At 61.2% G+C, this 23985-nt stretch carries 23 protein-coding genes and 1 pseudogene; 15 read left to right on the top strand and 9 right to left on the bottom strand.

Features of this window, described 5'->3' with window-relative positions:
• Positions 1 to 28: 28 nt before the first annotated feature.
• Both Q0792_RS08080 and Q0792_RS08075 read left to right on the top strand, forming a co-directional pair.
• Complete coding sequence (locus tag Q0792_RS08080; protein ID WP_298838757.1) at positions 29 to 1324, top strand: adenylosuccinate synthase; 1296 nt, start codon at positions 29 to 31, stop codon at positions 1322 to 1324.
• An 8-nt stretch (positions 1325 to 1332) separates the two neighbouring features.
• Positions 1333 to 1557, top strand: a complete 225-nt coding sequence (locus tag Q0792_RS08075) for a DUF2842 domain-containing protein (protein ID WP_298838752.1) — start codon at positions 1333 to 1335, stop codon at positions 1555 to 1557.
• A 58-nt stretch (positions 1558 to 1615) separates the two neighbouring features.
• Here the strand turns inward: Q0792_RS08075 and Q0792_RS08070 are convergent, their stop codons facing one another.
• Positions 1616 to 4000, bottom strand: coding sequence for a hypothetical protein (locus Q0792_RS08070; RefSeq protein WP_298838749.1), 2385 nt, complete (start codon positions 3998 to 4000; stop codon positions 1616 to 1618).
• 137 nt (positions 4001 to 4137) lie between these two features.
• On the opposite strand from Q0792_RS08070, the gene Q0792_RS08065 reads away from it, so the two are divergent.
• On the top strand, positions 4138 to 4860 hold the full coding sequence (locus tag Q0792_RS08065) for a thiamine diphosphokinase (protein ID WP_298838746.1): 723 nt from the start codon (positions 4138 to 4140) through the stop codon (positions 4858 to 4860).
• Here the strand turns inward: Q0792_RS08065 and Q0792_RS08060 are convergent.
• From Q0792_RS08060 to Q0792_RS08050, 3 genes are all read right to left on the bottom strand, one after another.
• Positions 4790 to 5692 carry a DMT family transporter gene (locus tag Q0792_RS08060; protein WP_298838743.1) on the bottom strand — a complete coding sequence of 301 codons (903 nt, stop codon included), beginning with the start codon at positions 5690 to 5692 and terminating at the stop codon, positions 4790 to 4792. The genes Q0792_RS08065 and Q0792_RS08060 overlap by 71 nt on opposite strands.
• Positions 5693 to 5774: 82 nt before the next feature.
• On the bottom strand, positions 5775 to 7148 hold the full coding sequence (locus Q0792_RS08055; RefSeq protein ID WP_298838740.1) for an L-serine ammonia-lyase: 1374 nt from the start codon (positions 7146 to 7148) through the stop codon (positions 5775 to 5777).
• Positions 7149 to 7838 carry a glutathione S-transferase family protein gene (locus Q0792_RS08050; RefSeq protein ID WP_298841757.1) on the bottom strand — a complete coding sequence of 230 codons (690 nt, stop codon included), beginning with the start codon at positions 7836 to 7838 and terminating at the stop codon, positions 7149 to 7151.
• A 182-nt stretch (positions 7839 to 8020) separates the two neighbouring features.
• Between Q0792_RS08050 and rpiA the strand changes: the two genes are divergently transcribed.
• From rpiA to Q0792_RS08020, 6 genes are all read left to right on the top strand, one after another.
• Positions 8021 to 8809 carry a ribose-5-phosphate isomerase RpiA gene (rpiA, locus tag Q0792_RS08045; protein ID WP_298838737.1) on the top strand — a complete coding sequence of 263 codons (789 nt, stop codon included), beginning with the start codon at positions 8021 to 8023 and terminating at the stop codon, positions 8807 to 8809.
• Between the two features lie 114 nt (positions 8810 to 8923).
• Positions 8924 to 10393 (top strand): FAD-dependent oxidoreductase, encoded by a 1470-nt coding sequence (locus tag Q0792_RS08040; RefSeq protein WP_298838735.1) that lies wholly within the window; start codon positions 8924 to 8926, stop codon positions 10391 to 10393.
• 72 nt (positions 10394 to 10465) lie between these two features.
• On the top strand, positions 10466 to 11629 hold the full coding sequence (gene hflK / locus Q0792_RS08035; RefSeq protein ID WP_298838732.1) for an FtsH protease activity modulator HflK: 1164 nt from the start codon (positions 10466 to 10468) through the stop codon (positions 11627 to 11629).
• Positions 11629 to 12528 (top strand): protease modulator HflC, encoded by a 900-nt coding sequence (gene hflC, locus Q0792_RS08030; RefSeq protein ID WP_298838729.1) that lies wholly within the window; start codon positions 11629 to 11631, stop codon positions 12526 to 12528. Before hflK ends, hflC begins: the two co-directional genes overlap by 1 nt.
• Positions 12525 to 12719, top strand: coding sequence for a DUF2065 domain-containing protein (locus Q0792_RS08025; protein WP_298838726.1), 195 nt, complete (start codon positions 12525 to 12527; stop codon positions 12717 to 12719). The genes hflC and Q0792_RS08025 overlap by 4 nt, the downstream gene beginning before the upstream one ends.
• Before the next feature lie 182 nt (positions 12720 to 12901).
• A complete protein-coding gene (locus Q0792_RS08020) occupies positions 12902 to 14371 on the top strand; it encodes a Do family serine endopeptidase (RefSeq protein ID WP_298838723.1) in 1470 nt (489 codons plus the stop codon).
• Between the two features lie 58 nt (positions 14372 to 14429).
• Here Q0792_RS08020 and Q0792_RS08015 read toward each other — a convergent pair whose 3' ends face one another.
• Both Q0792_RS08015 and Q0792_RS08010 read right to left on the bottom strand, forming a co-directional pair.
• On the bottom strand, positions 14430 to 14999 hold the full coding sequence (locus Q0792_RS08015; protein ID WP_298838720.1) for a peptidoglycan-binding domain-containing protein: 570 nt from the start codon (positions 14997 to 14999) through the stop codon (positions 14430 to 14432).
• A gap of 54 nt (positions 15000 to 15053) precedes the next feature.
• Entirely contained in the window at positions 15054 to 15434 is a 381-nt protein-coding gene (locus tag Q0792_RS08010; protein WP_298838717.1) for an OB-fold nucleic acid binding domain-containing protein, read from the bottom strand.
• Positions 15435 to 15560: 126 nt separating this feature from the next.
• Here Q0792_RS08010 and Q0792_RS08005 point away from each other — a divergent pair, with 126 nt between their 5' ends.
• The 3 genes from Q0792_RS08005 to Q0792_RS07995 all read left to right on the top strand — a co-directional run bounded on the left by Q0792_RS08005 (position 15561) and on the right by Q0792_RS07995 (position 17117).
• Positions 15561 to 15884, top strand: a complete 324-nt coding sequence (locus Q0792_RS08005; RefSeq protein ID WP_298838712.1) for a 2Fe-2S iron-sulfur cluster-binding protein — start codon at positions 15561 to 15563, stop codon at positions 15882 to 15884.
• Positions 15884 to 16645, top strand: a complete 762-nt coding sequence (locus Q0792_RS08000) for a VCBS repeat-containing protein (RefSeq protein ID WP_298838710.1) — start codon at positions 15884 to 15886, stop codon at positions 16643 to 16645. Before Q0792_RS08005 ends, Q0792_RS08000 begins: the two co-directional genes overlap by 1 nt.
• A 109-nt stretch (positions 16646 to 16754) precedes the next feature.
• The gene (locus Q0792_RS07995) at positions 16755 to 17117 is read left to right on the top strand and encodes a hypothetical protein (protein ID WP_298838707.1); all 363 of its coding nucleotides are present in this window, start codon (positions 16755 to 16757) and stop codon (positions 17115 to 17117) included.
• A gap of 9 nt (positions 17118 to 17126) precedes the next feature.
• Here Q0792_RS07995 and purD read toward each other — a convergent pair whose 3' ends face one another.
• A complete protein-coding gene (gene purD, locus Q0792_RS07990) occupies positions 17127 to 18389 on the bottom strand; it encodes a phosphoribosylamine--glycine ligase (protein ID WP_298838704.1) in 1263 nt (420 codons plus the stop codon).
• Between the two features lie 80 nt (positions 18390 to 18469).
• Here purD and xseA point away from each other — a divergent pair, with 80 nt between their 5' ends.
• A complete protein-coding gene (gene xseA, locus Q0792_RS07985; RefSeq protein WP_298838701.1) occupies positions 18470 to 20047 on the top strand; it encodes an exodeoxyribonuclease VII large subunit in 1578 nt (525 codons plus the stop codon).
• 2 nt (positions 20048 to 20049) lie between these two features.
• Here the strand turns inward: xseA and Q0792_RS07980 are convergent, their stop codons facing one another.
• Together Q0792_RS07980 and Q0792_RS07975 are read right to left on the bottom strand one after the other, a co-directional pair.
• A complete protein-coding gene (locus Q0792_RS07980; RefSeq protein WP_298841754.1) occupies positions 20050 to 20430 on the bottom strand; it encodes a hypothetical protein in 381 nt (126 codons plus the stop codon).
• Between the two features lie 51 nt (positions 20431 to 20481).
• Entirely contained in the window at positions 20482 to 21546 is a 1065-nt protein-coding gene (locus Q0792_RS07975) for an alkane 1-monooxygenase (protein ID WP_298838698.1), read from the bottom strand.
• Between the two features lie 219 nt (positions 21547 to 21765).
• On the opposite strand from Q0792_RS07975, the gene Q0792_RS07970 reads away from it, so the two are divergent.
• Together Q0792_RS07970 and Q0792_RS07965 are read left to right on the top strand one after the other, a co-directional pair.
• On the top strand, positions 21766 to 23466 hold the full coding sequence (locus Q0792_RS07970; protein ID WP_298838696.1) for an NAD(P)H-dependent oxidoreductase subunit E: 1701 nt from the start codon (positions 21766 to 21768) through the stop codon (positions 23464 to 23466).
• Positions 23467 to 23544: 78 nt separating this feature from the next.
• Positions 23545 to 23985, top strand: a pseudogene (locus Q0792_RS07965) (signal recognition particle-docking protein FtsY); the annotation flags it as partial.

Raw genomic sequence — 23985 nt, 5'->3', positions numbered from 1 at the left:
GGTTTAACCCGGATGAAAAGGACCCGCCATGGCCAATGTTGTCGTCGTCGGCGCCCAGTGGGGCGATGAGGGAAAAGGCAAGATCGTTGACTGGCTCAGCGAACGTGCAGATGTGATCGCGCGGTTTCAGGGCGGGCATAATGCGGGCCACACCCTGGTGATTGACGGCAGAGTGTACAAGCTCAATGCCTTGCCATCGGGTGTGGTGCGGGGTGGCAAGCTTTCTGTGATCGGGAACGGCGTTGTGCTGGATCCATGGCACCTGCTGGGCGAGATCGACACGATCCGCGGGCAGGGTGTGGAAATCACGCCCGAAACGCTGATGATCGCCGAAAACACACCGCTGATCCTGCCCATCCATGGTGAACTGGACCGTGCGCGCGAAGAGGCCGCGAGCAAGGGCACCAAAATCGGCACCACCGGGCGGGGTATCGGCCCGGCCTATGAAGACAAGGTCGGCAGGCGTTCCGTGCGAGTGGCGGACCTTGCAGACCCGGCTACACTGGAGGCGCGCGTTGACCGCGCGTTGCAGCATCACGACCCGCTGCGCCGCGGTCTTGGCATCGAGCCAGTAGACCGCGACGCGCTGCTGGCGCAGCTGAGCGCAGTGGCGCCCGAGATTCTGAAATATGCAGCCCCTGTCTGGAAGGTGCTGAATGAAAAGAGAAAAGCCGGAAAGCGCATTCTGTTCGAAGGCGCACAAGGCGCGCTGCTGGACATTGATTTCGGCACATACCCGTTCGTGACCTCGTCAAATGTTATAGCGGGTCAGGCGGCCACCGGCGTGGGGATCGGGCCGGGATCAATCGACTATGTGCTGGGCATTGTGAAGGCCTATACAACCCGTGTGGGCGAAGGGCCTTTCCCGACGGAGCTGGACGACGCGGACGGACAGCGTCTGGGCGAAAGAGGTCATGAATTTGGTACTGTCACAGGCCGCAAGCGTCGTTGCGGGTGGTTTGACGCGGTGCTGGTGCGCCAGACCTGTGCGACATCCGGCGTGAACGGGATAGCTTTCACAAAGCTCGACGTTCTAGATGGATTTGACACGCTGAAAATCTGTGTCGGATATGAGCTGGACGGGCGGCGGGTCGACTACCTGCCCACAGCCGCAGACCATCAGGCCCGCTGTACTCCGATTTACGAGGAGATGCCGGGCTGGTCAGAAAGCACCGAGGGCGCGCGCAGCTGGGCTGATCTGCCGGCTAATGCAATCAAATATGTACGTCGGGTGGAAGAGTTGATCGACTGCCCGGTTGCCCTACTTTCTACCTCTCCCGAACGGGAAGATACGATTCTCGTTACGGATCCATTCGCAGACTGAGGTGCAATATGACCTACAAGACCCGCCGGCGGCTGGCGCTTCTGATTCTGCTGATCGGACTGCCGCTTTACATCGTAGTGGCGGTTTCGGTGGTCAGCCTGATGGACCGTCCGTCAATACTGGTTGAGTTACTGGTTTATGTAGGCCTTGGCGTGCTGTGGGCAGTGCCGCTCCGGGCGGTGTTCCGTGGGATCGGGCAGGCCGATCCGGACGGGCCGGACGGAGAAACCTGAAGAAAAAAAGCGACAGGCCAGAGCCTGCCGCTGTTTCCAGGGCTATGAAAGTTCACGTTCAGCCTGCTGCGCGTTCGTCCGGGCGGTAGCCGATATCTTCTGAGGCTGCAAAGCGTCCTCCCTGCATTTTCTCGATCTTGCCGGCGCGCAGCAGCTGACCAAAGCTGCGCAGGCCGTCTTCGCGGGAAAAGTTGCCGCCTTCTGCCTGGCGCACGCGGGTCATCAGCTGCGGGCGCGAAAACTGTTCCTGTCCTTCGACGAAAGCCATGTAGGCGGCGGCCGCTTCGAGAAGGTCGGGCAGTTTGGTAGCGCCCATTTCTTCGGCAAAAGCTGCAAATCCGGTGTCCTGGGTTGCATCAGTGTCCTCTGCAAAAGCAGCCGCGACACGACGCGGTGCCACCGGGGCAGCAGGTACTTCATCCTCGCTGATGCGCTGTTCGGCTACCAGCTTCAGCGGTGCGGCCTGCGACGCCTCGGGGCGGTCGGTGCGCACCGGGCCTTCTGCGACAGGGCGGCGGGGTTTTACAACTTCGGCCAGATCACTGCGGTAAACATCCGCGGAAGCGCGGACGTCTTCTTCTGTAGTCGCCATTGTTTTGTCCGCAAAGCGGGCAGCAACGGCGGCACGCAGATGCGCAAAAGCGCTGCGTCGCGTCGCGCCTTCGGGTTCTTCCATCTGGTGGTCAGCTTCGGCCATCAGTCGCGATACATCTTCATCCGACCCCTCGCCGATCGCCGGCAGGGTGTCACGCGCAGCCGGTTTATCCGCCTCACTGTCACGAGCGCGTTGTTCGGCGCCATCAGCTTCTAGCGTTTCCAGCTCGCCGCTCTCCAGGGCCGCATCAAGCTCTTCGGTGCTGACTTTCATCACCCGCGCTGTGACCGGGGAAACCGTTTCTGTGTCGGCGCTTTCCACGAACTCCTTTTCAGTGTGTGCGGTTTCGGCTTCCGTCACAGGTGCATCAGCGCCCTCGACGACTTCTGACACTGCCGCTTCTTCGCTGATGTCCCCGTACTCGCCGGCGTCAGTATCAGACGCGAAAAGATTACGGTCCTGCGCATGGGCAGGTCCGTCGGGATCTGCATCCGATATGGCCTCATCTGCGATGACGATTGTGTCATCATCATCTTGATGATCTGTCCCGGTTTCGTTCGATTCAGTGCTGTCTTCACTTGTCAGAATAAGAGGCTTCACATCTCCGGCGGCGTCTGCCCCGCCCATCTCCTGTTCAGTGTCATCGGCCGGTACTCCGGTCTCGATCCGCTGGAGAATCGCAGCCAGATCGTCCTGGTCGACCTCCTCATCCCGGAGGTCCTCCTCAACCGCGCCGGCACTGGCTGTAACATCATCCGCCTCGAATGCCTCATTGATGTCGCGGGCTACATCCGCAAGCATTTCCTCGTCGTTCTGCTCCGCTACGCCTTCGAGTTCTTCGTCAGCGTCGGAAAAATCCGGCATGGGTATCCCACTGAACTCCGACGTGGGCCCGGCGTTTTCCAGGACCTCTTCTTCGTAATCCACATCGACCTGCGCATCAGCATCATCATGGCGGGATACGACGGCGCGGATACGGGCAAGCCGGTCCGCAATGCTTTCAACCCGTGCCGCACCGGTGTCCTCAGCCTCGGGAATGTCCGCCTGCTGCGGCTCCGGCCCGTCAAAAGCAACCGTCAGGGAATCGTGGTCTGCCGGGGCATTGGCATCTGCCTCGAAAAAAGTTTCGTCTACCGCCGGGCTGTCAGCAAAAAAGGCGGCGGCGTCTGATACCGGTGCAGGGGCCACTTCGGCAATTGCCGTATCCGGGATTTCGGCAGCAAAGGTCTCAACTGGTACTTCGGCAACCGGTGCTGCCGGCGCGGCAATGGGTTCTTCTGCGACAGGTTCCTCGGTTGCCACGTCCTCCTCAAGGGGCGCCTCCCAGGCGGTCTGACCGGCAGTTTCAGGCGCGTATGCAGCTGGTTCTGCGTAAACGGCGTCCGGCATCTGTGCTACAGGCTCTGACGCAGGGGTTTCCATGATGGCCGGGGCTTCCGTCACCGCTTCAGGCACAAATGCAGGTGCATGCGCAGCGGCAACTGCGGCCGTGGTTGCCGCAGTCACAGGCGCGGCGTCGGGTGCTTCAGCGACGGGGGAAGGAGCCTGATCCTGCGGTGTGGCCACTTCAGCCGCTGTCGATTCTCCGGCCTCTTCGTGCGCCTTCAGCATGATCCTGCCGTCCTGTTCACGGGCTTCAACCCGGCGGGAGACCTCGCGTTCGGCAATACGTGCCAGCAGTTCTGCATCGGGCTGGGGCGGTTCAGCGCCGAAATACCGGTCATCAGCCGCCAGATCGCGGAAGTATTCCGCAATCGCTTTCATGGTGTCAAAGCTGTCGTCAAAACCTTCCAGCGTGCAGGAAAAAGTGCCGTAGGAAACTGTAAGTATCTTGTTATTATTCATCATCGGATGCTCGTCCTCAGTGATTATCAACAAGATATTTACCAAGATGGCAGGTGCCAAACCGGCGCGAATCTGTGATTATTTCCGTATCATTTCGTGGCAACATTGTGACTTACTTCTTCGAAGGGCGTTAAACTTTAGTGAAAAACTCCATCTTTTTCAGCGATCTACCGCTCATTCTGGTCGGAGGCGGACAGGTCGGCCCGGAAGATTTTACCACAGTGCAGCCTCTGGCAAAGACCTGTATTGCAGCGGATGGCGGCGCGGGGGTTGCGCTTGCGGCAGGTATGCTGCCGGAGGCCGTAATCGGTGACATGGATTCGATCAGTCCGGATACTCTCGCGCAGATCCCCGCAGAGCGTGTGCATCACATCGCTGAACAGGACAGTACGGATTTTGACAAGGCGTTACGCAACACGGATGCGCCACTGATCCTCGCTCTTGGCTTTGCCGGCGGGCGCATTGATCACCAGCTGGCGGTTTTTCACACGATGACAGTGCGATGTGACAGCCCTGTGATCGTGATTGGCGCGCATGATATTGTCTTTCTGTGCCCGCCTGAGATGCGCTTTGATGCGGTGCCGGGGCTGCGTGTTTCGCTGTTCCCTATGGGTCCCGTCACGGGGCGGTCCGAAGGACTGGAATGGCCGATTGATGGCCTCAATTTTGCGCCCGGCGTCCGGTCGGGCACGTCCAACCGGGCGACGGGGCCTGTCACGCTTTGCATGGATGCCCCTTATATGCTGTGCCTGCTGCCGCGTTCGGAGCTGCACAGGGTGGCCGATACCTTGCTCAGGCCTGGACTGCACGGGCGGTGGCCCGCTCGCGCAGCACGATATAAAGACCTGCCGCCATCGTTATGATAATTCCCGCCGTGGCCATCGGGTTGGGCAGATCTCCGAAAACCGCAAAACCGATGACTGTGGCAAAGGGAATTTCGAGGTACTGCATCGGTGCCAGCGTGGCAGAGGGCGCATACCGCAGAGACCAGGTCATCAGCAGGTGCGCGACCGTCCCCAGCAGGCCAATGCTCAGAAGCAGTGACCAGTCGGTTGAGGACACAGAGATCAGCTGCAGTTGCGAAAAGCTGCTGCCCTGAAACATCACAAAGACCGGCACCATGATCAGCACTGCGATCACGCCGCTGACGGCCTGTAGTCCGATGGGGTCTGTCTGCTTGGCAATCTGGCGCGTAACCAGCATGAAAAACGCGAAGTTCAGCGCCACACCGATCGGCAGCAGAGCAGGCCAGCCCACCGCAGCAAAGCTGGGCTGCACAACCAGGAGTGTACCGACAAAACCCACGGCGCAGGCCGCAATACGTCGGCTGCCCACCTCCTCACCAAGCGCATAGTGACCGAGTATCAGCATGATGAAAGGCATGACAAAGGCGATGGCAATGGCGTCGGCCAACGGCAGGTATTTCAGGGCCGTGACCATCATTCCGATGCCCGCAATATGCAGAACCGTCCGCAGCACAGTCAGCGACAGTACACGCCCGCTGGTTTTCCAGGCCCTGCCGGTGATCCAGACTAGCGGCACAAGCACCACGGCCTGTACTGCAAACCGCACGATGACAAGCTGACCTACCGGGACTGTCTGGCCGAGTATTTTTGCCACCGCATCCCCGACAGGGGCGATGATGCAGAAACCGAGCATCAGCATGATACCCAGCAGGGGGCGGTCCACAGACATTGGCGGACCCTACGGCGGGTGTCGCGCTATTGCAAGCAAAGGTTGAGACGTTTTGAATGGCCGTTCAGAATTGACCGTTCATTCAGCAATTAGGGATATTCACCGCGAGTCCACCCAGCGACGTCTCTTTATATTTTTCTGACATATCGGCCCCGGTCTGCCGCATGGTTTCGATACAGGCATCCAGAGGAACAAGGTGGGTGCCGTCACCGCGCAGGGCGAGTGAAGCGGCCGAAACGGCCTTGATCGCGCCCAGTCCGTTACGCTCGATACAGGGCACCTGCACCAGTCCTTTGACTGGGTCACATGTCATCCCAAGGTGATGTTCAAGCGCGATTTCCGCGGCGTTTTCGACCTGCTGGGGCGTCCCGCCCATGACTGCACAGAGGCCCGCTGCCGCCATTGCCGCCGCAGAGCCTACTTCGGCCTGACATCCGGCTTCGGCACCGGAGATCGACGCATTGTATTTGACCAGCCCGCCGATGGCTGCGGCTGTCAGCAAAAAGTCCTCGATATGGCTTTCTGATGCGCCTGGTACGTGTTCGAGGTAGTATTTCAGCGTGGCCGGCAGTACGCCTGCGGCACCGTTTGTAGGGGCGGTAACAACCTGGCCGCCGGCTGCGTTTTCTTCATTCACGGCCATCGCATAGACGCTCATCCAGTCGTTGATCGTATGTGGCGCCGAAAGGTTCATGCCACGTTCTTCCAGCAGCTTGTCATAGATACCCTTTGCCCTGCGCCTGACATTCAGCCCGCCTGGCAGAATGCCGTCGTTTGTCAGTCCGCGTTCGATGCAGTCATTCATAACCTGCCAGAGCCTTGCAGTGCCGGTCCGCAGACTTTCGTGACCGACCCTGCTGTCTTCGTTGGCGCGTTTCATCTGGGCAATTGTCTTGCCGGAGGCTGTGGACATTTCCAGCATTTCAGCAGCGGATTTGAAAGGAAAGGGCACCGGTGCGCCGTCGTCTGTATCCTTGCCTGCCGCCAGTTCGGCCTCCGTCATCACGAAACCACCACCGATGGAGTAGAATGTCTCGCGCAGGGTCACGTCGCCCTGAGCGTCGGTGGCCATCAGGATCATGCCGTTGGCATGTCCTGGCAGCGGATTGTCGTAATCAAACTGCAGGTCGTTGGCCGGTGCAAACTGCAGAGGAGGCAGGCCATCAGGTTCAATCATACCGGTGGCCCGGATCTCTGTCAGAACTGCCTCGGCTTTACCTGCATCATATGTGTCTGGCACAAAACCCGCGAGGCCCAGGATCGTGGCGCGGTCGGTCGCGTGGCCCACACCCGTAAAAGCAAGGCTGCCATGCAGTGATGCCCGCAGACCATGAAAGACGAAAGGTGAGGCACGCATCATGTCCAGAAAGCGCGCAGCGGCCATCATCGGACCCATGGTATGAGAGGACGACGGGCCAATGCCCACCTTGAACATATCAAAGACAGACAAGAACATCTAAAGAGCACTTCCTTCGGGGGGTTCCGGCGCGCGGGGCGCCGTGAAAGGGGTCGGGCCGAGGCCTTCGGCAGTCTGTGCTGCGTGGGTACTGTCGCGGGCTTCGATACGCAGGGCCATCGACTGCAGGGCCGGATACTGTTGCAGATCGAACCAGCTGTGGTCAAAATCCTGCGGATAAAGCGCGCACCAGCGCAGCATCGCCGCCAGGTACCAGTCGAGGATGTCCGGATCATGACCATCTGGCATGGCCGTGTCGAGCAGTTGCAGATGCCCGCTGATCGCAGCGCATGAGTATCGCCGCAGCAGCGACTGGTCATCTTCGTCCCCACCCACGTAGAGACGGGCATAGAAAAGGCGCCGCAGTTCGGCATGCAGGGTGTTGGAGGCAAAAAAGAGCCATCGCAGCCGTTCACCGCGCGCGGGGTCCGCCGTTGCGGGAAAAAGCGCACCGTGCCGGTCGGCCAGCCAGAGCAGAATGGCGGCGGTCTCTGAGACTACGCCATAGGGTGTCTCAAGGGCGGGGATCAGACCTGTTGGATTCACTGCGAGATATTCGGGTTTGCGCTGTGCCTCCGAAGCCCGGTCAACCAGCCGGGTTCTGTAGGCGACCCCCAGTTCCTCGAGCACCAGCCGGACCGGCAACGAGGCATTATCGGGGGCGTAATGGAGGACGTAGGGATGAGCCATGCGTCCCAGATAGTACATCTGCGCCGGACAGCGCGATGGAAAACGACGCCGCAGCACAGAAAAGCGCAAAGGCGGTCCCATGGAAAACCGGGTTGTACTGCGCAGGGCCGCAAAAGAGGCCTCGCGCAGGCCTCACTTGTTTTCTATAAGGCCGGGGACTGCCAGTTACAGGAGCCTGCGAGATGCCCTCAGACCTCTCCCCGATCGACAAAGCGAAGTTCATTTCTGCGAAGCGCGCGGCGCAGTATGTGGAGAGCGGCATGAAGGTCGGACTGGGCACCGGATCGACGGCGGCCTGGCTGGTGAAATGCCTGGGCGAGATGGTCCGTGAAGAGGGTTTGCGGATCAAAGGGGTGCCGACCTCCACGCGCACGGCGGAACTGGCGCGGGACGTGGGCATCGAGGTAATCTCGCTGGATGAGGCACGCTGGCTGGATCTGACAATTGACGGCGCGGATGAGTTCGACGGGGAACTCAACCTTATCAAAGGTGGCGGCGGTGCGCTGTTGCAGGAAAAGATCGTGGCCACTGCGTCTGATCAGATGATCGTCATCGCCGATGCCGGTAAAAAGGTCGACACACTGGGGGCGTTTCCGCTGCCCATCGAAGTGATCCCTTTTGGCTGGCAGACCACGCAGGCACTGGTCGAGGAAACCCTGGTGTCGATGGACGTTCTGGGGCGCTCTTCTGCGCTGCGGATGAACGGCGAAACCCCGTTTCTGACCGACGAGGGCAACCACATCCTTGATCTGCATCTCAAACGGATCGGCAATGCCCGGCAGCTGGCGCTGGTGCTGAACCAGATGCCTGGCGTCGTCGAGAACGGTCTCTTTATTGATATCTGTGACCGCGTGATCATCGGGTTTGGTGACGGCAGGGTCGAGATCCATGATATTGGCGAGGGCCGGGTTGATGCCGAACACCTCGACCTTGCAGAGAGCGACAATCTGTTTTCGGATCTGTCAGACTGAGACGATCACAGTTCGGTGACCCGGCTTGCGCTCTGCTGGCATGGGTTGCAGATCAGCACTCCGACACCGCAGAGCAGAGCCGAAACATCGGCATATAACCGGAAAGGTCCCGATATGAGCGAATTTGACTATGATCTTTTTGTGATTGGCGGGGGATCGGGCGGCGTACGCGCTGCGCGCGTGGCGGCAGGCGAGGCCGGTGCAAAAGTCGCCCTGGCCGAAGATGACCGGTATGGCGGTACCTGCGTGATCCGGGGTTGCGTGCCCAAAAAGCTGATGGTTTTCGCATCCGAATACGCGGATGTGGTGGATGATGCGCGGTCTTATGGCTGGGATCTGAAGCAGGGGCCGTTCGACTGGTCGTCTTTCCAGGGGCGGCTGAACGAAGAGCTGAACCGGCTTGAGCAGGTGTACCGTAATCTGCTGGCCGGCTCGGGGGTCGAGACTTTTGATGCCCGCGCGCGGATCGCCGGACCGCATGAGGTCGAGCTGTCGACGGGCGAAAAGAAGACGGCGAAACACATTCTTGTGGCCACGGGCGGGCACCCGGTGCGCCCAGACATGCCCAATGCCCATCTGGGTATTGTGTCGGACGACATCTTCCATCTCAAAGAACTGCCAAAATCTATTCTGATCGTTGGTGGTGGATACATCGCCTGTGAATTTGCCGGTATTATGAACGGGTTGGGCGTGAAGGTGACGCAATACTACCGCGGCGCGCAGATCCTGCGCGGGTTTGATGACGAGGCGCGCGGTCTTGTCGCTGAATCCATGCGTGAACGGGGCATCGACCTGAAAGTGGGCACAAACATCGTGGAAATGGCCCCGGCGGATGCGGACCATTCGCTGTCGGGGGCCGGGACGGCCAGCGATGCGGCGCTGGGCGGTATGGCGCGTGAGCGCGCTGAAACCGCGCACGAGCGTGAAGCCGGTGAGACATCCGGGCCGATCTGGGTGAAATCCACAAACGGGAGCGAAGAAGTTTTCGATGTTGTGCTCTTTGCAACCGGCCGTGATCCCAACAGCCGGGACATGGGCCTGGAAGAAGTCGGGGTAAAGCTGGGCCGGCGCGGGGAGATCGTGGTGGACGAGTTCAGCCAGACAGCCGTGCCGTCAATCTACGCCATCGGCGATGTGACGGATCGCGTCAACCTGACGCCGGTGGCAATCCGCGAGGGCATGGCCTTTGTGAAAACAGTGTTCCAGGCCGAGCCAACGGCGGTCGATCACGATCTGATCCCGTCGGCGATCTTTACGCAGCCCGAGATGGGAACCGTAGGGATGAGCGAGGAAGCTGCGCGCGACCAGGAGCCGGTTGAAATCTACTGTACCTCGTTCCGCCCGATGCAGACGGCCTTTGCCGGGAGACCGGACCGGGTGCTCATGAAACTTATCGTATCCAAGGCCACGCGAAAGGTGCTTGGCTGCCACATTGTGGCACCGAATGCGGGCGAGATGATCCAGCTGGCGGGTATCGCGGTGAAGATGGGTGCGACCAAAGAAGATTTCGACAGGACGGTTGCCGTGCACCCGACAATGTCCGAAGAGATCGTGACAATGCGGAACCCGATGCGTACGGCTTGAATTCCGCGCGTTTCGTCGTACCTATGGCTTGCATTTATCGCGCACAGGCGGATGAGGAAGGAAAGAGTATTAATGGCTGGCAATAATGGCGGCCCCTGGGGGGGCGGCGGAAATTCGGGCGGCGACAAGCCGAACGGCGGATCGGGCGGCGGCGGCGGTGGTGGCGGGCCACGCGGACCACGCAATGACGGACCCCAGATCCCGGAGATCGATGAGCTGGTCAAAAAGGGTCAGGAGCGCCTGCGCGTCCTGATGGGCGGCAAAGGCGGCGACGGACGCAACGGTGGCGGTGGCCAGCGTGGCGGCGGAAACGGCGGACCGGCCATGACGCGCGGCACGGTCGGGCTCATTGCGCTGGGTGCTGTTGGCGCCTGGCTCATGGCTAGCTTCTACACAGTTGCTCCGGAAGAACAGTCTGTGGAGCTGTTTCTTGGTGAATATTATGCAACCGGCAATCCGGGCCTTAATTTTGCGCCCTGGCCGCTTGTCAGCGCAGAAGTTCTGCCGGTAACACGCGAACAGACCGAGGACATCGGTACGCGTTCGGGCAGTGGCCTCATGCTGACCACGGACGAGAATATCATCGACATCGACTTCCAGGTCGTTTGGAACATCAGCGATCCGGCACTTTACCTCTTTAATCTGGCAGAGCCGCAGGAAACAATCCGCGCGGTGTCTGAATCGGCCATGCGCGAGGTCATCGCCCGCAACCAGCTGGCGCCGATCCTCAACCGAGACCGTCAGGTCATCGCAGATGAGGCAGAACAGCTCATCCAGGGCACGCTTGATGCCTATGAGAGCGGACTGAACATCGTCCGGCTCAACCTCGACAAAGCAGACCCGCCCCGCGAGGTGATTGACAGTTTCCGGGAGGTGCAGGCCGCCGAACAGGAGCGCGACAGGCTTGAACGTCAGGCGGATGCCTATGCCAACCGAGTGACAGCGGGTGCCCGTGGTGAGGCTGCGAGCCAGCTGGAACAGGCGGAGGCCTACCGCGCCCAGCAGGTCAACGAGGCCCAGGGTGAGGCGGCACGCTTCACTTCGGTTCTCGAAGAGTATTCCAAGGCGCCGGAAGTGACCCGCAAGCGTCTCTATCTGGAGACCATGGAGCGCGTGCTCGGTGACGTGGACAAAATCATTCTTGAGAGTGATGGCGGCGGCTCGGGCGGACAGGGCGTCGTGCCCTATCTGCCGCTCAACGAACTGCGTCGCTCTACAACCGGAGGGTCGAACTGATGGGTGCGTCCAAATTTCTTGTACCGCTGGTCGTGATCGCCGTTATCGGCGTGCTGAGTTCGGTGTTCATCGTAGACGAGCGTGAAAAGGCGCTTGTTCTGCAGTTCGGGCAGATCAAATCTGTTAAGGAAGACCCGGGTCTGGCGTTTAAAATTCCTCTGATCCAGGAGGTCGTGCGCTATGATGACCGGATCCTGTCGCTGGATACGCAGCCGACCGAGGTAACGCCTTCGGACGACCGTCGTCTGGTTGTCGACGCCTTTGCACGCTACCGTATTTCTGACGTTACCCAGTTCCGTCAGGCGGTTGGTGTGGGTGGTCTGCGCGCGGCAGAGGACCGTCTGGAAGGAATTCTGAACCCGACCATCCGTGCAGTGCTGGGTTCAGATGGTGTGACATCCAACACGATCCTGTCGGCAGACCGTGCGGAACTGATGGCGCGGATTACAACGCAGGCGCGCCAGCGGGCGCTGCCTCTGGGGCTCGAGGTGGTCGATGTGCGTCTCAAGCAGACCAACCTGCCGGACCAGAACCTTGATGCGACCTTTGCGAGGATGCGCGCGGAACGTGAACGTGAGGCTGCGGACGAGATTGCCCGCGGCGAGGAAGCAGCGCAGCGGGTCCGGGCCCTTGCAGACAGGACTGTTGTGGAGCTGACATCCGATGCGACGCGTGAAGCAGACATCATCCGTGGTCAGGCAGACGCAGAACGTAACGCAATTTTTGCCGACGCGTTTGGCGCCGATCCTGAGTTCTTTGAGTTCTACCGCTCGCTGACCGCTTATGAACGGTCACTGAAGGGGTCCAACTCGACAATGGTGCTGTCCCCGGATTCAGAGTTCTTCAACTACCTGCGGTCTGATCAGGGCGCACGGTCGGACGAGGGCGAAAGCCGGTGAGCATTCTTCTTCTGGCCCTCGGGCTGGTGATGATACTGGAGGGGCTGGCCTATGCGCTGGCCCCTTCGCTTGTTGAACGCATGCTGGAGATGCTGCGGTCACTGCCGGAGGCAGCGGTACGTCAGATCGGCTGGCTGGTGGTGGTCTCGGGCGGCATTCTTGTCTGGCTGGCAATGCATCTGGGCTTCTGAGCCAGCAGACACCTTTTCAGACGTCGTCCTTCACGCTTTGGTCACATACAGTTGAAACCGGGATCAGGCGAACCATCTTGGTTGTTGCAACCATGACACCCTACATGCACTCTGTCCGCACCCGCGGATCATCAGTGCAACTGAGGCCCGAGCGGCCACTAACGAGAGCGAGGAGGCAACGCATGCAGCCCAAGGCGGTATCTCTGTCCAGAACAATTTCACCGAATGTGCATCCGCGCGTTCTTCTGCTGGCGCTTCTGACGCTGGCATTCATGGTTCTCCACCCGTTGGTCGCGCTGGCACAGCAGGCCAGTCTGGCGCCGCTGGCTGAAAAGATCAGCCCATCGGTGGTGAACATCACGACCTCAACGGTCGTTTCCCGGAATACCGGCCCGCAGGGGATCGTTCCGGAAGGGTCGCCTTTCGAGGATTTCTTCCGTGACCGCGGCGGCAATGGCGACAATCCGCGCCGGTCGTCCGCGCTGGGTTCGGGGTTTGTCATTTCCGAGGACGGTTTTGTGGTCACCAACAACCACGTGATTGAAGGCGCCGACGAAATTCTGATCGAATTCTTCAATGGCGAGGAGCTTGAGGCCGAGGTCATCGGCACGGACCCCAATACGGATATCGCGCTGCTGAAGGTCGAAGCCGAAGAGGCACTGCCCTTCGTTTCCTTTGGTGACAGCGACACGGCCCGCGTGGGCGACTGGGTGATTGCCATGGGCAACCCGCTGGGGCAGGGGTTCTCTGTCTCGGCAGGCATCGTATCGGCCCGCAACCGCGCGCTCAGTGGTACATATGACGATTACATCCAGACCGATGCCGCGATCAACCGGGGCAACTCGGGCGGCCCGCTTTTCAACATGGGCGGCGAGGTGATTGGTGTGAACACGGCGATCCTGTCTCCCAATGGCGGATCGATCGGGATCGGCTTTTCAATGGCCTCGAACGTTGTGACGCGCGTGGTTGACCAGCTCAAGGAATTCGGTGAAACGCGCCGGGGCTGGCTGGGTGTGCGGATCCAGGATGTGACCGAGGACGTGGCCGAGGCCATCGGTCTTGAGGAAGCGGCCGGCGCACTCGTTACGGATGTTCCCGAAGGTCCGGCCCGCGAAGCCGGTATGGAAGCGGGCGATGTGATCATCAGCTTTGCCGGTGAAGCTGTCGGCGATACCCGCGAGCTTGTGCGCCGTGTGGGCAACAGCCCGGTCGGTGAGACAGTACGCGTGACCGTTGTCCGCGATGGTAAGTCGAAGGTTCTGCGCGTGACGCTGGGTCGGCGCGAGGAAGCAGAAGGCGCTGTACCCGCGGTGGCTCAGTCACCTGATGCAGATGAGCCGGCAACCACGCAGATGCTTGGCCTGACGCTGCAGGTTCTGAACGATGAACTGCGCGAGGAACTTGGCGCCGGCGACGGGGTGCTGGGTCTTGCGGTGACGGAAGTCGACGAGACCTCGGAAGCCTTTGAGAAAGGCCTGCGTCCCGGCGATGTGATCGTCGAGGCGGGCCAGGCAAAGGTCGGGACCGTGGCCGAGCTGGAAACGCGCGTGGAGGAAGCCCGCGAAGCGGGGCGCAAGTCGCTGCTGCTTCTGGTGCGCCGGGCGGGCGATCCGCGGTTCGTGGCACTTTCACTGGCCGACAGCGAAGAATAATCAGGCGTATTCAGACCTGACCGGGAAAGGGCGCCGTTCAGGCGCCCTTTTTTTGCTTTCAGTCAGGGCGGGGCGTGATGATCAGGCCAAGAGCCCGCGCCGCATCCGTGCTCAGGCCTGTGCCGGGATAGCCTCCCTGGGCCTGATAGGCAGCCACTGCTGCACTCGTGCGCTCGTCTGGGATGCCATCCGCAGGACCAGTGAGGTACCCGCGTGCGATGAGCGCGCGCTGCACAGAGGCGGTGAATTCCGGGGTCATCTCTGCAGGGCAGACGATCTCGAACCAGCTGTCGGTGCGGGGCCGCAGGATTTCTGTAACATCTTCGTTGCGAAAGGTTGCCGGCGCTCTGATGATGCCGTCTTCGCTGACCTCGGCGGGGCTGATCGCCACTGAGCGTGTGGTGGTTCTGATTTCGGCAGGAGCCGTGGTGCGATCCCAGCAGGTACCGGGCGGGACACCCGGTGGAGCGGTGCTGTCGGGGTCGGCGGGCAGGGTGATGACCTGGCCGGAACCGGCGCCGCCTGCAGGCGCCGTCGGGGCAGGGACAGGAACGCAGGCAGTAACGAGGATGGTGCCGCCCAGGAAAGCTGTTCGGCACAGCCGCATGTATAGAAGGTTGTCTGCCACAATCTGTTCCCTGGTTGGAGGCAGCGTAGTTTCTGTCAGGTGGCCTGACCAGTGTTAAACAGGGGCCACAAGGGTGTCGAGCATGGGCGAGATATCCTCGATCTGTTCGGCGAGCACATGGGTGACGGAATGGGCGCGCTGCAGGCGGCCTGTGACCCGCAGCATCCGCCCGGCAATAACTGCTCTGCGAAAGCGCTCGTAGATGTGGCGCCAGACAATGATGTTGACCACGCCGGTCTCGTCTTCGAGCGTGACAAAGATCACCCCTTTGGCGGTGCCCGGGCGCTGACGGAGAATCACCAGGCCCGCCACCGTAATCCGGGCATTGACCGGGGGCTCGTCCAGCCGGCCGGCGGTCAGGCAGGCCGGTGGGCGGGGCCAGTCACTGTGCCTGGCAGCGGGGCGCATGCCGGGAGAAGTGGAAATAATCTGCATGAGAACAAATATAGAACATCTGGCGGTTACGGCAAGGTTACCATTTCGGGTTCGCAAAACGGGCTGGCGCGTCCTGTATCGCCCAGGTAGACATGGGCGCAGAGAAATCAGAAGGGACCCGAAGACGTGGCAAAGATCACCTATATCGAACACGGCGGCAAAGAGCATGTCGTCGAGGTCGCCAACGGACTGACCGTCATGGAAGGCGCGCGCGACAACAACATTCCCGGGATTGAAGCCGACTGCGGCGGCGCCTGCGCCTGCTCGACATGCCATGTCTATGTGGACCCGGCCTGGGCGGACAAACTGCCTGCCAAGGAAGACATGGAAGAGGACATGCTCGATTTTGCCTATGAGCCTGACCCGGCGCGTTCGCGTCTGACCTGTCAGCTGAAGGTCACGGATGCGCTTGATGGTCTGGTCGTCCAGATGCCCGAAAAGCAGATCTGATGTCAGGCGGGGCGCGGCGTCATCTGTCGCGCCTGTCGCGCGCGCTTGCCCGCCGCGCGCTGCTGGCGGTGTGCCTGTGGCACGCAGGAACCGCGGGTGCCGGTGAGCGCATCACGGCTGCCGGATATGCAGGACCCACATCTGAATACCCGCATGGTGTCCTTGGCGATGCAGTCGAGTGGAAAACCCTGCGCGTGACGGCAGGCAACAGGGTGTTCGAGATCACCGCCGGTGATGGCAGGGTCTTTGAAGATGTCGCCCCCCGGCTCTGGGACATCACTGGTGATGGTGAGCCGGAAGTCGTAGCAGTTGAGAGCGACGCCCGACTTGGCGCAAGGCTGGTGATATATACGCTTGATCAGGACGGCCTGCGCGAATTGGCAGCGACGCCGAATATCGGCACAAGATTTCGTTGGCTGGCACCGGTCGGCGCTGCGGATCTGGACGGAGACGGGCATACAGAGATTGCCTGGGTCGACCGGCCACACCTCGCAAAAACACTGCGCATCTGGCGCTGGAAGACCGGAAGTTTCGAGCAGATCGCCAGGTATCCGGGTGTCAGCAACCACCGGATAGGCGAGGATTTTATCTCGGGCGGGCTGCGTGATTGCGGTGCAGGACCCGAGATGGTGCTGGCCGATGCGCCCTGGCGCGGGATACTGGCGCTCAGGCTGGAGGATGGTGTTGTTTCTGCCACGCCGGTTGCGCCTTTTGAGGGGCCGGAGAGCTTTGAGGCCGCACTGAGCTGCACCCCGGCCTGAGGCACCACGTCTCAGGCAAGGCCTTCCTGCTTAGAAAATGCCGGTTTTTGTGGTATTCTTGTCAAAGTTGAAGAAATTACCGCGACCGTATTTTTAAGAGGAGGCCTCAATGTTTAAGAGGTATCTGGGACCTGGTCTCGCATTGCTGCTGGTGTCTGCCACACATGTTGCCGCACAATCTGTCTATCAGGGGTACTGCCGGGGCAGCTTTGACGGTGTCCCGCTGGAGGGCGTTTTCAAAGTCGATTACTACCCGCGCAGCGACACCTACAATCATCATGCGGTGTTCCGCGATCAGGCGGGGAACCGCTATGATATCGAAGTCATCTCTAATCAGAATGGCGGTGTGGGCGGCGCCTGGCAGAACGGCGCGCGTCATCGAGAGATGAAAATTGAGATGCGCTATTCAGGCAACAGCCTGTTTATCCGCGAGCTTTATGGTGCATCAGGCGGACAGTTTACCTGCAACTGATGCCGCGGCTCAGAGCGCGCGCCAACCGATATCGCGACGACAGAAACCTTCGGGCCAGTTCACAGCGTCGACCATGCGATAGGCGGCGTCCTGCGCCTCGCGCAGTGAGCCGGCCCGTGCCGTGAGGGCCAGGACACGGCCACCCTGGGCGGTGAACTGCCCGTCCTTGCGGCCTGTTCCTGCGTGAAACACCATCCGGCTGCTGTCTGCGGGCATGTCGGACAGGCCACCGATCACAGACCCCTTGCTGTAAGCGCCTGGATAGCCGGCGGCGGCGAGCACGACGGTCAGCGCGTGATCTTCCGCCCAGTTTACCTGCATATCGGCAAGGCGTCCCTCGGCGGCGGCGTGCATCAGATCCAGCGCCTGTGCACCGAGCCGCATCATCAGCACCTGGCACTCAGGGTCGCCGAAACGTACGTTGTATTCCACCAGCCGCGGCGCACCGTCCTTGATCATCAGACCAACAAACAGAACGCCCTGATAAGGCATACCGCGCCTCGACATTTCTGCCATGGTCGGGCGCACGATCCGGTCCAGCGTGGCCTGTGTGACCGCGTCTGTCATCACGGGCGCAGGCGAATAGGCCCCCATGCCGCCTGTGTTCGGGCCGGTATCGCCTTCGCCCACACGTTTGTGGTCCTGCGCGGTCCCGATCGGCAGAACATTTTCACCATCGCAGAGCACAAAGAACGAGGCTTCCTCGCCTTCCATGAATTCTTCGATCACGACCTCAGCACCCGCATTGCCGAATGCGCCATCAAACATTTCATCCACGGCCGCCAGAGCTTCTTCGACGGTCTGCGCGATGATCACGCCCTTGCCGGCGGCCAGCCCGTCGGCCTTGATCACGATCGGTGCGCCCTGTGCCTCGACATAGGCCCGGGCCGAGGCCGGATCGGTAAAGTGGCCATAAGCTGCAGTTGGCGCGCCTGCCGCGTCGCAGATTTCCTTTGTGAAGGCTTTTGAAGCCTCGAGCTGCGCCGCTGCAGCGCCCGGCCCGAACACCAGCAAACCGGCGGCGCGGAGCCTGTCGGCCACACCTGCGGCCAGCGGGGCCTCCGGACCGATTATGACAAAATCGATGGCGTTTTCCTCGGCAAACGTCACAACCGCGCTGCCATCTTCGATATTCAGGGTGGCGCAATCTGCGATTTCTGCAATCCCGGCATTGCCAGGTGCCACGATCAGCCGGTCGCATTTCGGGTTCTGCAGGACCGCCCAGGCCAGGGCATGTTCGCGTCCGCCACTGCCGAGAATAAGAATGTTCATGGGGCGCTCCTGATCTGCATGGCCTTTGGGTTTCGGGCGTTCTAAGCTGCGCCCGAGCAAACGACAACACCAGAGCAGCAATGGACCTGATCGACAGTCCCGTACCAGGGTCGAACACACCCGAATTCACCGTCTCTGAGATCGGCGGCGCGGTGAAAAAGCTCGTCGAGGCCGAACTCGGCTGGGTCCGGGTGCGCGGCGAGGTCGGCCGCGTTGTGCTGGCGCGGTCGGGGCATCTTTATTTTGATCTCAAGGACGACCGGTCGGTGCTGTCCTGCATGACCTGGAAAGGGCAGGTGCCCGGCCTTGGTATGATGCCCGAGGAAGGTATGGAGGTTGTTGCCGAGGGCAAGATGACCGCCTCGGGATTCCAGTCGAAATTCGGACTGAACACACAGCGTCTCGCCGTGGCAGGCGAAGGTGCGCTGATGGCGATGCTGGAAAAGCGCAAAAAGGCGCTGGAGGCCGAGGGGCTCTTTGATCCGGCCCGCAAAAAGCCACTGCCGTATCTGCCCGACATCATCGGCGTGGTGACTTCACTACAGGGGGCCGTGATCCGCGATATTCTGCACCGTCTGCGCGACAGGTTCCCACGCAAGGTACTGATCTGGCCCGTGGCCGTCCAGGGTGAGAAATGCGCGCCCGAAGTGGCCCGCGCAATTGCCGGTTTCAATGCGCTGACACCGGGGGGCGCGATGCCGCGTCCTGACCTGCTGATCGTGGCGCGGGGCGGCGGATCGGTCGAGGATCTCTGGGGGTTCAACGAAGAAATCGTTGCCCGGGCGGCGGCGGCTTCTGATATTCCGCTGATCTCTGCTGTTGGGCACGAGACAGATACGACGCTGATTGACTTCGTGTCGGATCAGCGCGCGCCGACGCCAACCGCAGCGGCAGAGCTTGCGGTGCCGGTGCGCCATGAACTTGCAGCCTGGCTTGATGGCCAGGAGGGCCGGATGGCACAGGCCCTGAGCAACGGGCTGACACGCCGCGACCAGCGCCTGCGGGATCTTGCGCGCGCGCTGCCACGGCCCGACAGCCTGCTGGATGTGCCGCGCCAGCGGCTGGATTCCCGTTCTGAGCGCCTTGGGCCTGCGTTGATGGCGGGGGTGCAACGCCGCAAAGTCCGCCTTTCAGATGTCAGCGGATCACTGCGGCCTGCCACGCTGATGAGGGGACTGCGCGCAGAGCACAAACGGATGCAGGACCGCGCTGCCCGTCTGGACCCGGCGCTGCTGAGGGCAGTCCGCGTGAAACAGGACGACCTGAAATCGAGGCTGCGCCGGTTCCGTCCGGAGATGCTGGTGCGCGAGCAGGATCAGCGCGTTGCAAAGCTGGCTAGTGTCTCGGCACGTCTGGCCGAGGCCGCGCAGCGGCAGATAACCGGGTGGCGCGGTGAGATTGATGCCGCAGAACGTCTGCGCCGGACACTGGGGTACGAAGCAACACTGGAGCGCGGGTTTGCCGTTGTCCGCAGCGGAGGCAGCGTCATAACAGACAGCGCCACGGCCTCGGAGGCGAAGAATCTTGAAATCCAGTTTGCCGACGGGCGCGTTACCCTCGGGGGTGTCAGCAGCGACACACCTGCAAAACCGGACCGTCCGGCGCCCCGCAGGGCGCCCACAAAGAAGAAACCGTCGGGACAGGGCTCTCTGTTCTGAAATCAGACGCCGACTTCGGGGCCGAGACAGATCATTTCCTCGTTGATGTCGCGCGCCTCATAAAGCTCGGTCGTCCCGGGCATATTTGCGAAACGTGCGATCAGCCCGCCTGCCTTTTCCTGAAAGGTCCAGCACTGCGGGTCGGGGTTGTCCTCGTAGACAAAGCAGATCTGCCCGGCCTGTTCGTACCAGACACCTTCTTTGCATTCACCGTCCAGAAAGGACCAGCGGACCCGCCGGTTATCGAGGTATACCTCGGCGCCATAAGTTTGCCCGTTCTCGCCGTAAAAGAGCGTTTTGCCGCGTGTGTATTCGTCAAATTCCCGAGCATTCATCGTGCCACTGGCCGTTTCAGCGGCCTGGACGGCACCGGCGGTCAGCATGGACATGACAATCAAAGACTGGAGTAGTTTCATCTCAGGTACCTCTTACATTTACAGGGGGGAAACAGCGGCTACTGCTGGCACTACGGGTTCGGAGGGGACCGGTCCGGTTGCCGTCCACCGGGCGACACGCGGATCCATCACCCGGCGCCAGAGCGGCGGCAAAAAAGCGATTGCGCCCATCACCGGCAGTGAAAAGGGCAGCGTGGGCATTGCGACGGGTTCATACCGAAGCTCGCTGAACGATCTTCCGGGATGGCTGTGGTGATCAGAGTGTCGCGGCGCGTTCAGCATCATCGCGCCGGACCAGTTTTGCGGTGCATTCCAGCTGTGGGCGTTGCTCACCGGGCGGGCTTTGCCATCGGGGGAGGTCTCGCGCACCAGTCCGTAGTGCTGGACATAATCTGACAACATCAGTTGCATATGGGCGTAAAAGCTCAGAGCGGCAAAGGCTGCGAGGCCCGGCAGACCGCCTGCAAACGCTGCTGCTGTCGTGCTGAGCAGAGCCCCGCCGATCCACAGGGTATAGGGGTGAATGCGCCCCTGTTTCTGACGCCGGCTTTCAGCCTTCCAGCCTGCACGGAACTCCTGCAGCGGTGCGCGCTGCATGAACCGGTAAAAGCTTTCACCGGCGGCGGCGGTGTTCGGATCGCGGCCTGTACCGGCCCAGACGTGATGCACGAGCAGATGAGCAGAGACGTGGTGCCCGTTGAGCATTGACGAAAACACCGCCGCCCCGATCAGACGTGACACCCGGTCCTGGCGATGGATCAGCTCGTGCGCGCAGGCGTTGGAGACCTGACCGAGCCACAGCCCTGTCCCGAGCAGTAACGCGCCGGTTTGACTGTCCGTGAGATGGCCGGGCAGCGCGACAGCAGTCACAGTGCCTGCGAGCACCGCAAAGTGCGCGGTCGCAAGGACAAGTGGCAGGCCACGTTCCAACAGAGGACCTGCACTGGCAGGCAGTGCCGTCCGGTCCAGCCCCCAGACGGCTACTGTCATGACCAGCAACCCACTCCATGCCCAGGCGCCGCCCAGCACGCCTCCGGCAAGCAGACAGGCCGCCGGAAGAAGGCTCGCGGTTGCAAACAGCACAGAGAGGTTCAGCGTTTTCATGTTAACCCTTTGTTTACCTCTTTGCGCTGGCTGCTCCAAGCGCTCCGGTGCGATGCAGTTAATGGCGGAAGTTTCGGATCGGACACGGGAGTGTCGTTTCTGGCCGTATTTTCCACGGCGACAGCAGCTATTCTGGGCCCGGCGGGGCTGCGGCATCGCGCGCGAAATGACATACAATGACCTGCCGCAGCAAGGCGGCCGGACCCGGAGACTGAGCCTATGGCACTGGACAACGCAGATAAAACACCGCGCAAAGGCGTCTGGAAATCCGGCAAAGGCAAGGGGCGGCATCACACCAAAGGCCGCCAGCTGCAGGATGACGCATGGAACGAAGTGCGCGCCCTTCTGGGAGACGCCCCGCGTCGCGCTGATCTGCTGATCGAGCATCTGCACCGCATTCAGGATGCGCACGGGCATCTTTCCGCCGCGCATCTGCGAGCACTTGCCGAAGAAATGCGCCTGTCGATGGCCGAGATCTATGAGGTCGCAACTTTTTATGCGCATTTCGACGTGGTCAAAGAAGGCGAAACACCGCCCCCGGCACTGACCATCCGCGTGTGCGATTCGCTGTCGTGCGAACTTGCCGGCGCGCAACAGCTGAAAGCCGCATTGAAAGATGGACTGGATCCGGCCGAGGTGCGCGTGCTGCGCGCGCCCTGCATGGGCCGCTGTGACACCGCACCTGTGCTGGAGCTGGGTCATGCGCATATCGATCATGCCACGCCAGAAAAAGTGCATGCGGCGATTGCAGCTGGCGACACTCACGCGCATATCCCGGACTATCAGGACTTTGCGGCCTATGCCGCAGACGGTGGGTACAGCACACTGAAGTCCCTGCGCGAAAAGGGTGACTGGGAGACCGTGCAGGACACCGTTCTGTCCTCGGGACTGCGGGGCCTTGGCGGTGCGGGTTTCCCGTCAGGCAAAAAATGGGGTTTCGTGCGCGCCAATGCCGGACCCCGCTATCTTGCTGTCAACGGCGACGAGGGCGAACCGGGCACTTTCAAGGACCGCTATTATCTGGAGCGGGTGCCGCATCTTTTTCTTGAGGGCATGCTGATCGCGGCCTGGGCGGTCGAGGCGGAGACGGCCTTTATCTACATGCGCGATGAATACCCGGCCGTACTCGAAATCCTGGCCCGCGAAATCCGCGCGCTGGAAGAGGCGGGTATTGTCGCGCCCGGCTATATTGATCTGCGTCGTGGCGCCGGTGCCTATATCTGCGGAGAAGAATCCGCGATGATCGAAAGCATTGAAGGCAAACGTGGCATGCCGCGGCATCGTCCGCCTTTTGTCGCGCAGGTCGGCGTATTCGGACAGCCCACGCTGGTTCACAACGTCGAAACACTGCACTGGGTCGCGCGGATCTGCCGCGAGGGTCCGGAAGTGCTGTCATCGGTTGAGAAAAACGGTCGCAAAGGCCTGCGCAGCTATTCCGTCTCCGGCCGGGTGGCAAACCCCGGCGTTCACCTGTTGCCTGCAGGCTCGACCATTACTGATATTATCGAGGCAGCCGGCGGTATGGCGGAGGGTCATGTGTTCAAAGCCTATCAGCCAGGTGGCCCTTCCTCCGGTATTCTGCCGGCGTCCATTGACGACGTCCCGCTTGATTTTGATACGCTGCAACCCCTGGGGTCGTTTATTGGCTCAGCGGCTGTTGTTGTCCTGTCGGATCAGGACAGCGCGCGTGGAGCTGCCCTGAATATGCTTCGGTTCTTTGAGGACGAAAGCTGCGGGCAGTGCACACCCTGCCGTGTGGGCTGCGAGAAGGCTGTTAAGCTCATGCAGGCGGACCAGTGGGACCAGGGATTGCTTGAGGAACTCAGCACCGCGATGGTCGATGCGTCGATATGTGGTCTTGGCCAGGCAGCTCCCAACCCGATCCGGCTGGTGATGAAACACTTCCCCGAAGAAATCTGAGACCGGCGCCGGCCCTTTTCCTTTGTGGTAATTCCCCTTAGATGGGGACCACTGCATAATTTCCGGGGCGGGGCCGCTATGGCGTTTTTCAAAAAACTCAAAGACCGGCTTTTCAGGTCTTCGTCAAAGATCGACGAGGGCCTCGAGGCGATTGTCGAAGACGGCGGCGTTGAGGAAACCGTTGAAACGGTCGCCGAGGCGCCCGTCCCTGACGTGCCGCGGACGCCGACGCCCCAGGACGCTGTAACGCCTAAAGTGGCGGAGCCGGCCCCAGAACCCCGGGACCCGGTTCCGGAAGTGCCGGAGGAAGAACAGCAGGCGTTCGATGCCCCGGCCGCATCGCCGGCTTCCGCGCCAGATGAGTTCACCTCTCAACCGGCCCCGGAAAGTATCGAACCAAACGCTGTTGACCAGTGGTCTGAACCTGAGATTGTTCAACCCGAACCCGAACCCGAACCCGAACCCGAACCCGAACCCGAACCCGAACCCGAACCCGAACCCGAACCCGAACCCGAACCC

This window comes from uncultured Roseobacter sp., from assembly GCF_947495025.1.
Taxonomy (GTDB): Bacteria; Pseudomonadota; Alphaproteobacteria; order Rhodobacterales; family Rhodobacteraceae; genus Roseobacter.
The sequence above is the reverse complement of the archived record's forward strand: the minus strand, read 5'-3'. Positions and strand labels throughout refer to the sequence as shown.

Coding starts and splice junctions, on each gene's coding strand:
- Q0792_RS07975 (WP_298838698.1), bottom strand. CDS start 21,546: ATGAAAACGCTGAACCTCTCTGTGCTGTTTGCAACCGCGAGCCTTCTT.
- xseA (WP_298838701.1), top strand. CDS start 18,470: ATGGACCTGATCGACAGTCCCGTACCAGGGTCGAACACACCCGAATTC.
- Q0792_RS08040 (WP_298838735.1), top strand. CDS start 8,924: ATGAGCGAATTTGACTATGATCTTTTTGTGATTGGCGGGGGATCGGGC.
- Q0792_RS08080 (WP_298838757.1), top strand. CDS start 29: ATGGCCAATGTTGTCGTCGTCGGCGCCCAGTGGGGCGATGAGGGAAAA.
- purD (WP_298838704.1), bottom strand. CDS start 18,389: ATGAACATTCTTATTCTCGGCAGTGGCGGACGCGAACATGCCCTGGCC.
- hflC (WP_298838729.1), top strand. CDS start 11,629: ATGGGTGCGTCCAAATTTCTTGTACCGCTGGTCGTGATCGCCGTTATC.
- Q0792_RS08075 (WP_298838752.1), top strand. CDS start 1,333: ATGACCTACAAGACCCGCCGGCGGCTGGCGCTTCTGATTCTGCTGATC.
- Q0792_RS07980 (WP_298841754.1), bottom strand. CDS start 20,430: ATGCTGACCGCCGGTGCCGTCCAGGCCGCTGAAACGGCCAGTGGCACG.
- Q0792_RS08060 (WP_298838743.1), bottom strand. CDS start 5,692: ATGTCTGTGGACCGCCCCCTGCTGGGTATCATGCTGATGCTCGGTTTC.
- Q0792_RS08055 (WP_298838740.1), bottom strand. CDS start 7,148: ATGTTCTTGTCTGTCTTTGATATGTTCAAGGTGGGCATTGGCCCGTCG.
- Q0792_RS08010 (WP_298838717.1), bottom strand. CDS start 15,434: ATGCAGATTATTTCCACTTCTCCCGGCATGCGCCCCGCTGCCAGGCAC.
- hflK (WP_298838732.1), top strand. CDS start 10,466: ATGGCTGGCAATAATGGCGGCCCCTGGGGGGGCGGCGGAAATTCGGGC.
- Q0792_RS08020 (WP_298838723.1), top strand. CDS start 12,902: ATGCAGCCCAAGGCGGTATCTCTGTCCAGAACAATTTCACCGAATGTG.
- Q0792_RS07995 (WP_298838707.1), top strand. CDS start 16,755: ATGTTTAAGAGGTATCTGGGACCTGGTCTCGCATTGCTGCTGGTGTCT.
- Q0792_RS08000 (WP_298838710.1), top strand. CDS start 15,884: ATGTCAGGCGGGGCGCGGCGTCATCTGTCGCGCCTGTCGCGCGCGCTT.
- Q0792_RS08050 (WP_298841757.1), bottom strand. CDS start 7,838: ATGGCTCATCCCTACGTCCTCCATTACGCCCCCGATAATGCCTCGTTG.
- Q0792_RS07970 (WP_298838696.1), top strand. CDS start 21,766: ATGGCACTGGACAACGCAGATAAAACACCGCGCAAAGGCGTCTGGAAA.
- rpiA (WP_298838737.1), top strand. CDS start 8,021: ATGCCCTCAGACCTCTCCCCGATCGACAAAGCGAAGTTCATTTCTGCG.
- Q0792_RS08070 (WP_298838749.1), bottom strand. CDS start 4,000: ATGATGAATAATAACAAGATACTTACAGTTTCCTACGGCACTTTTTCC.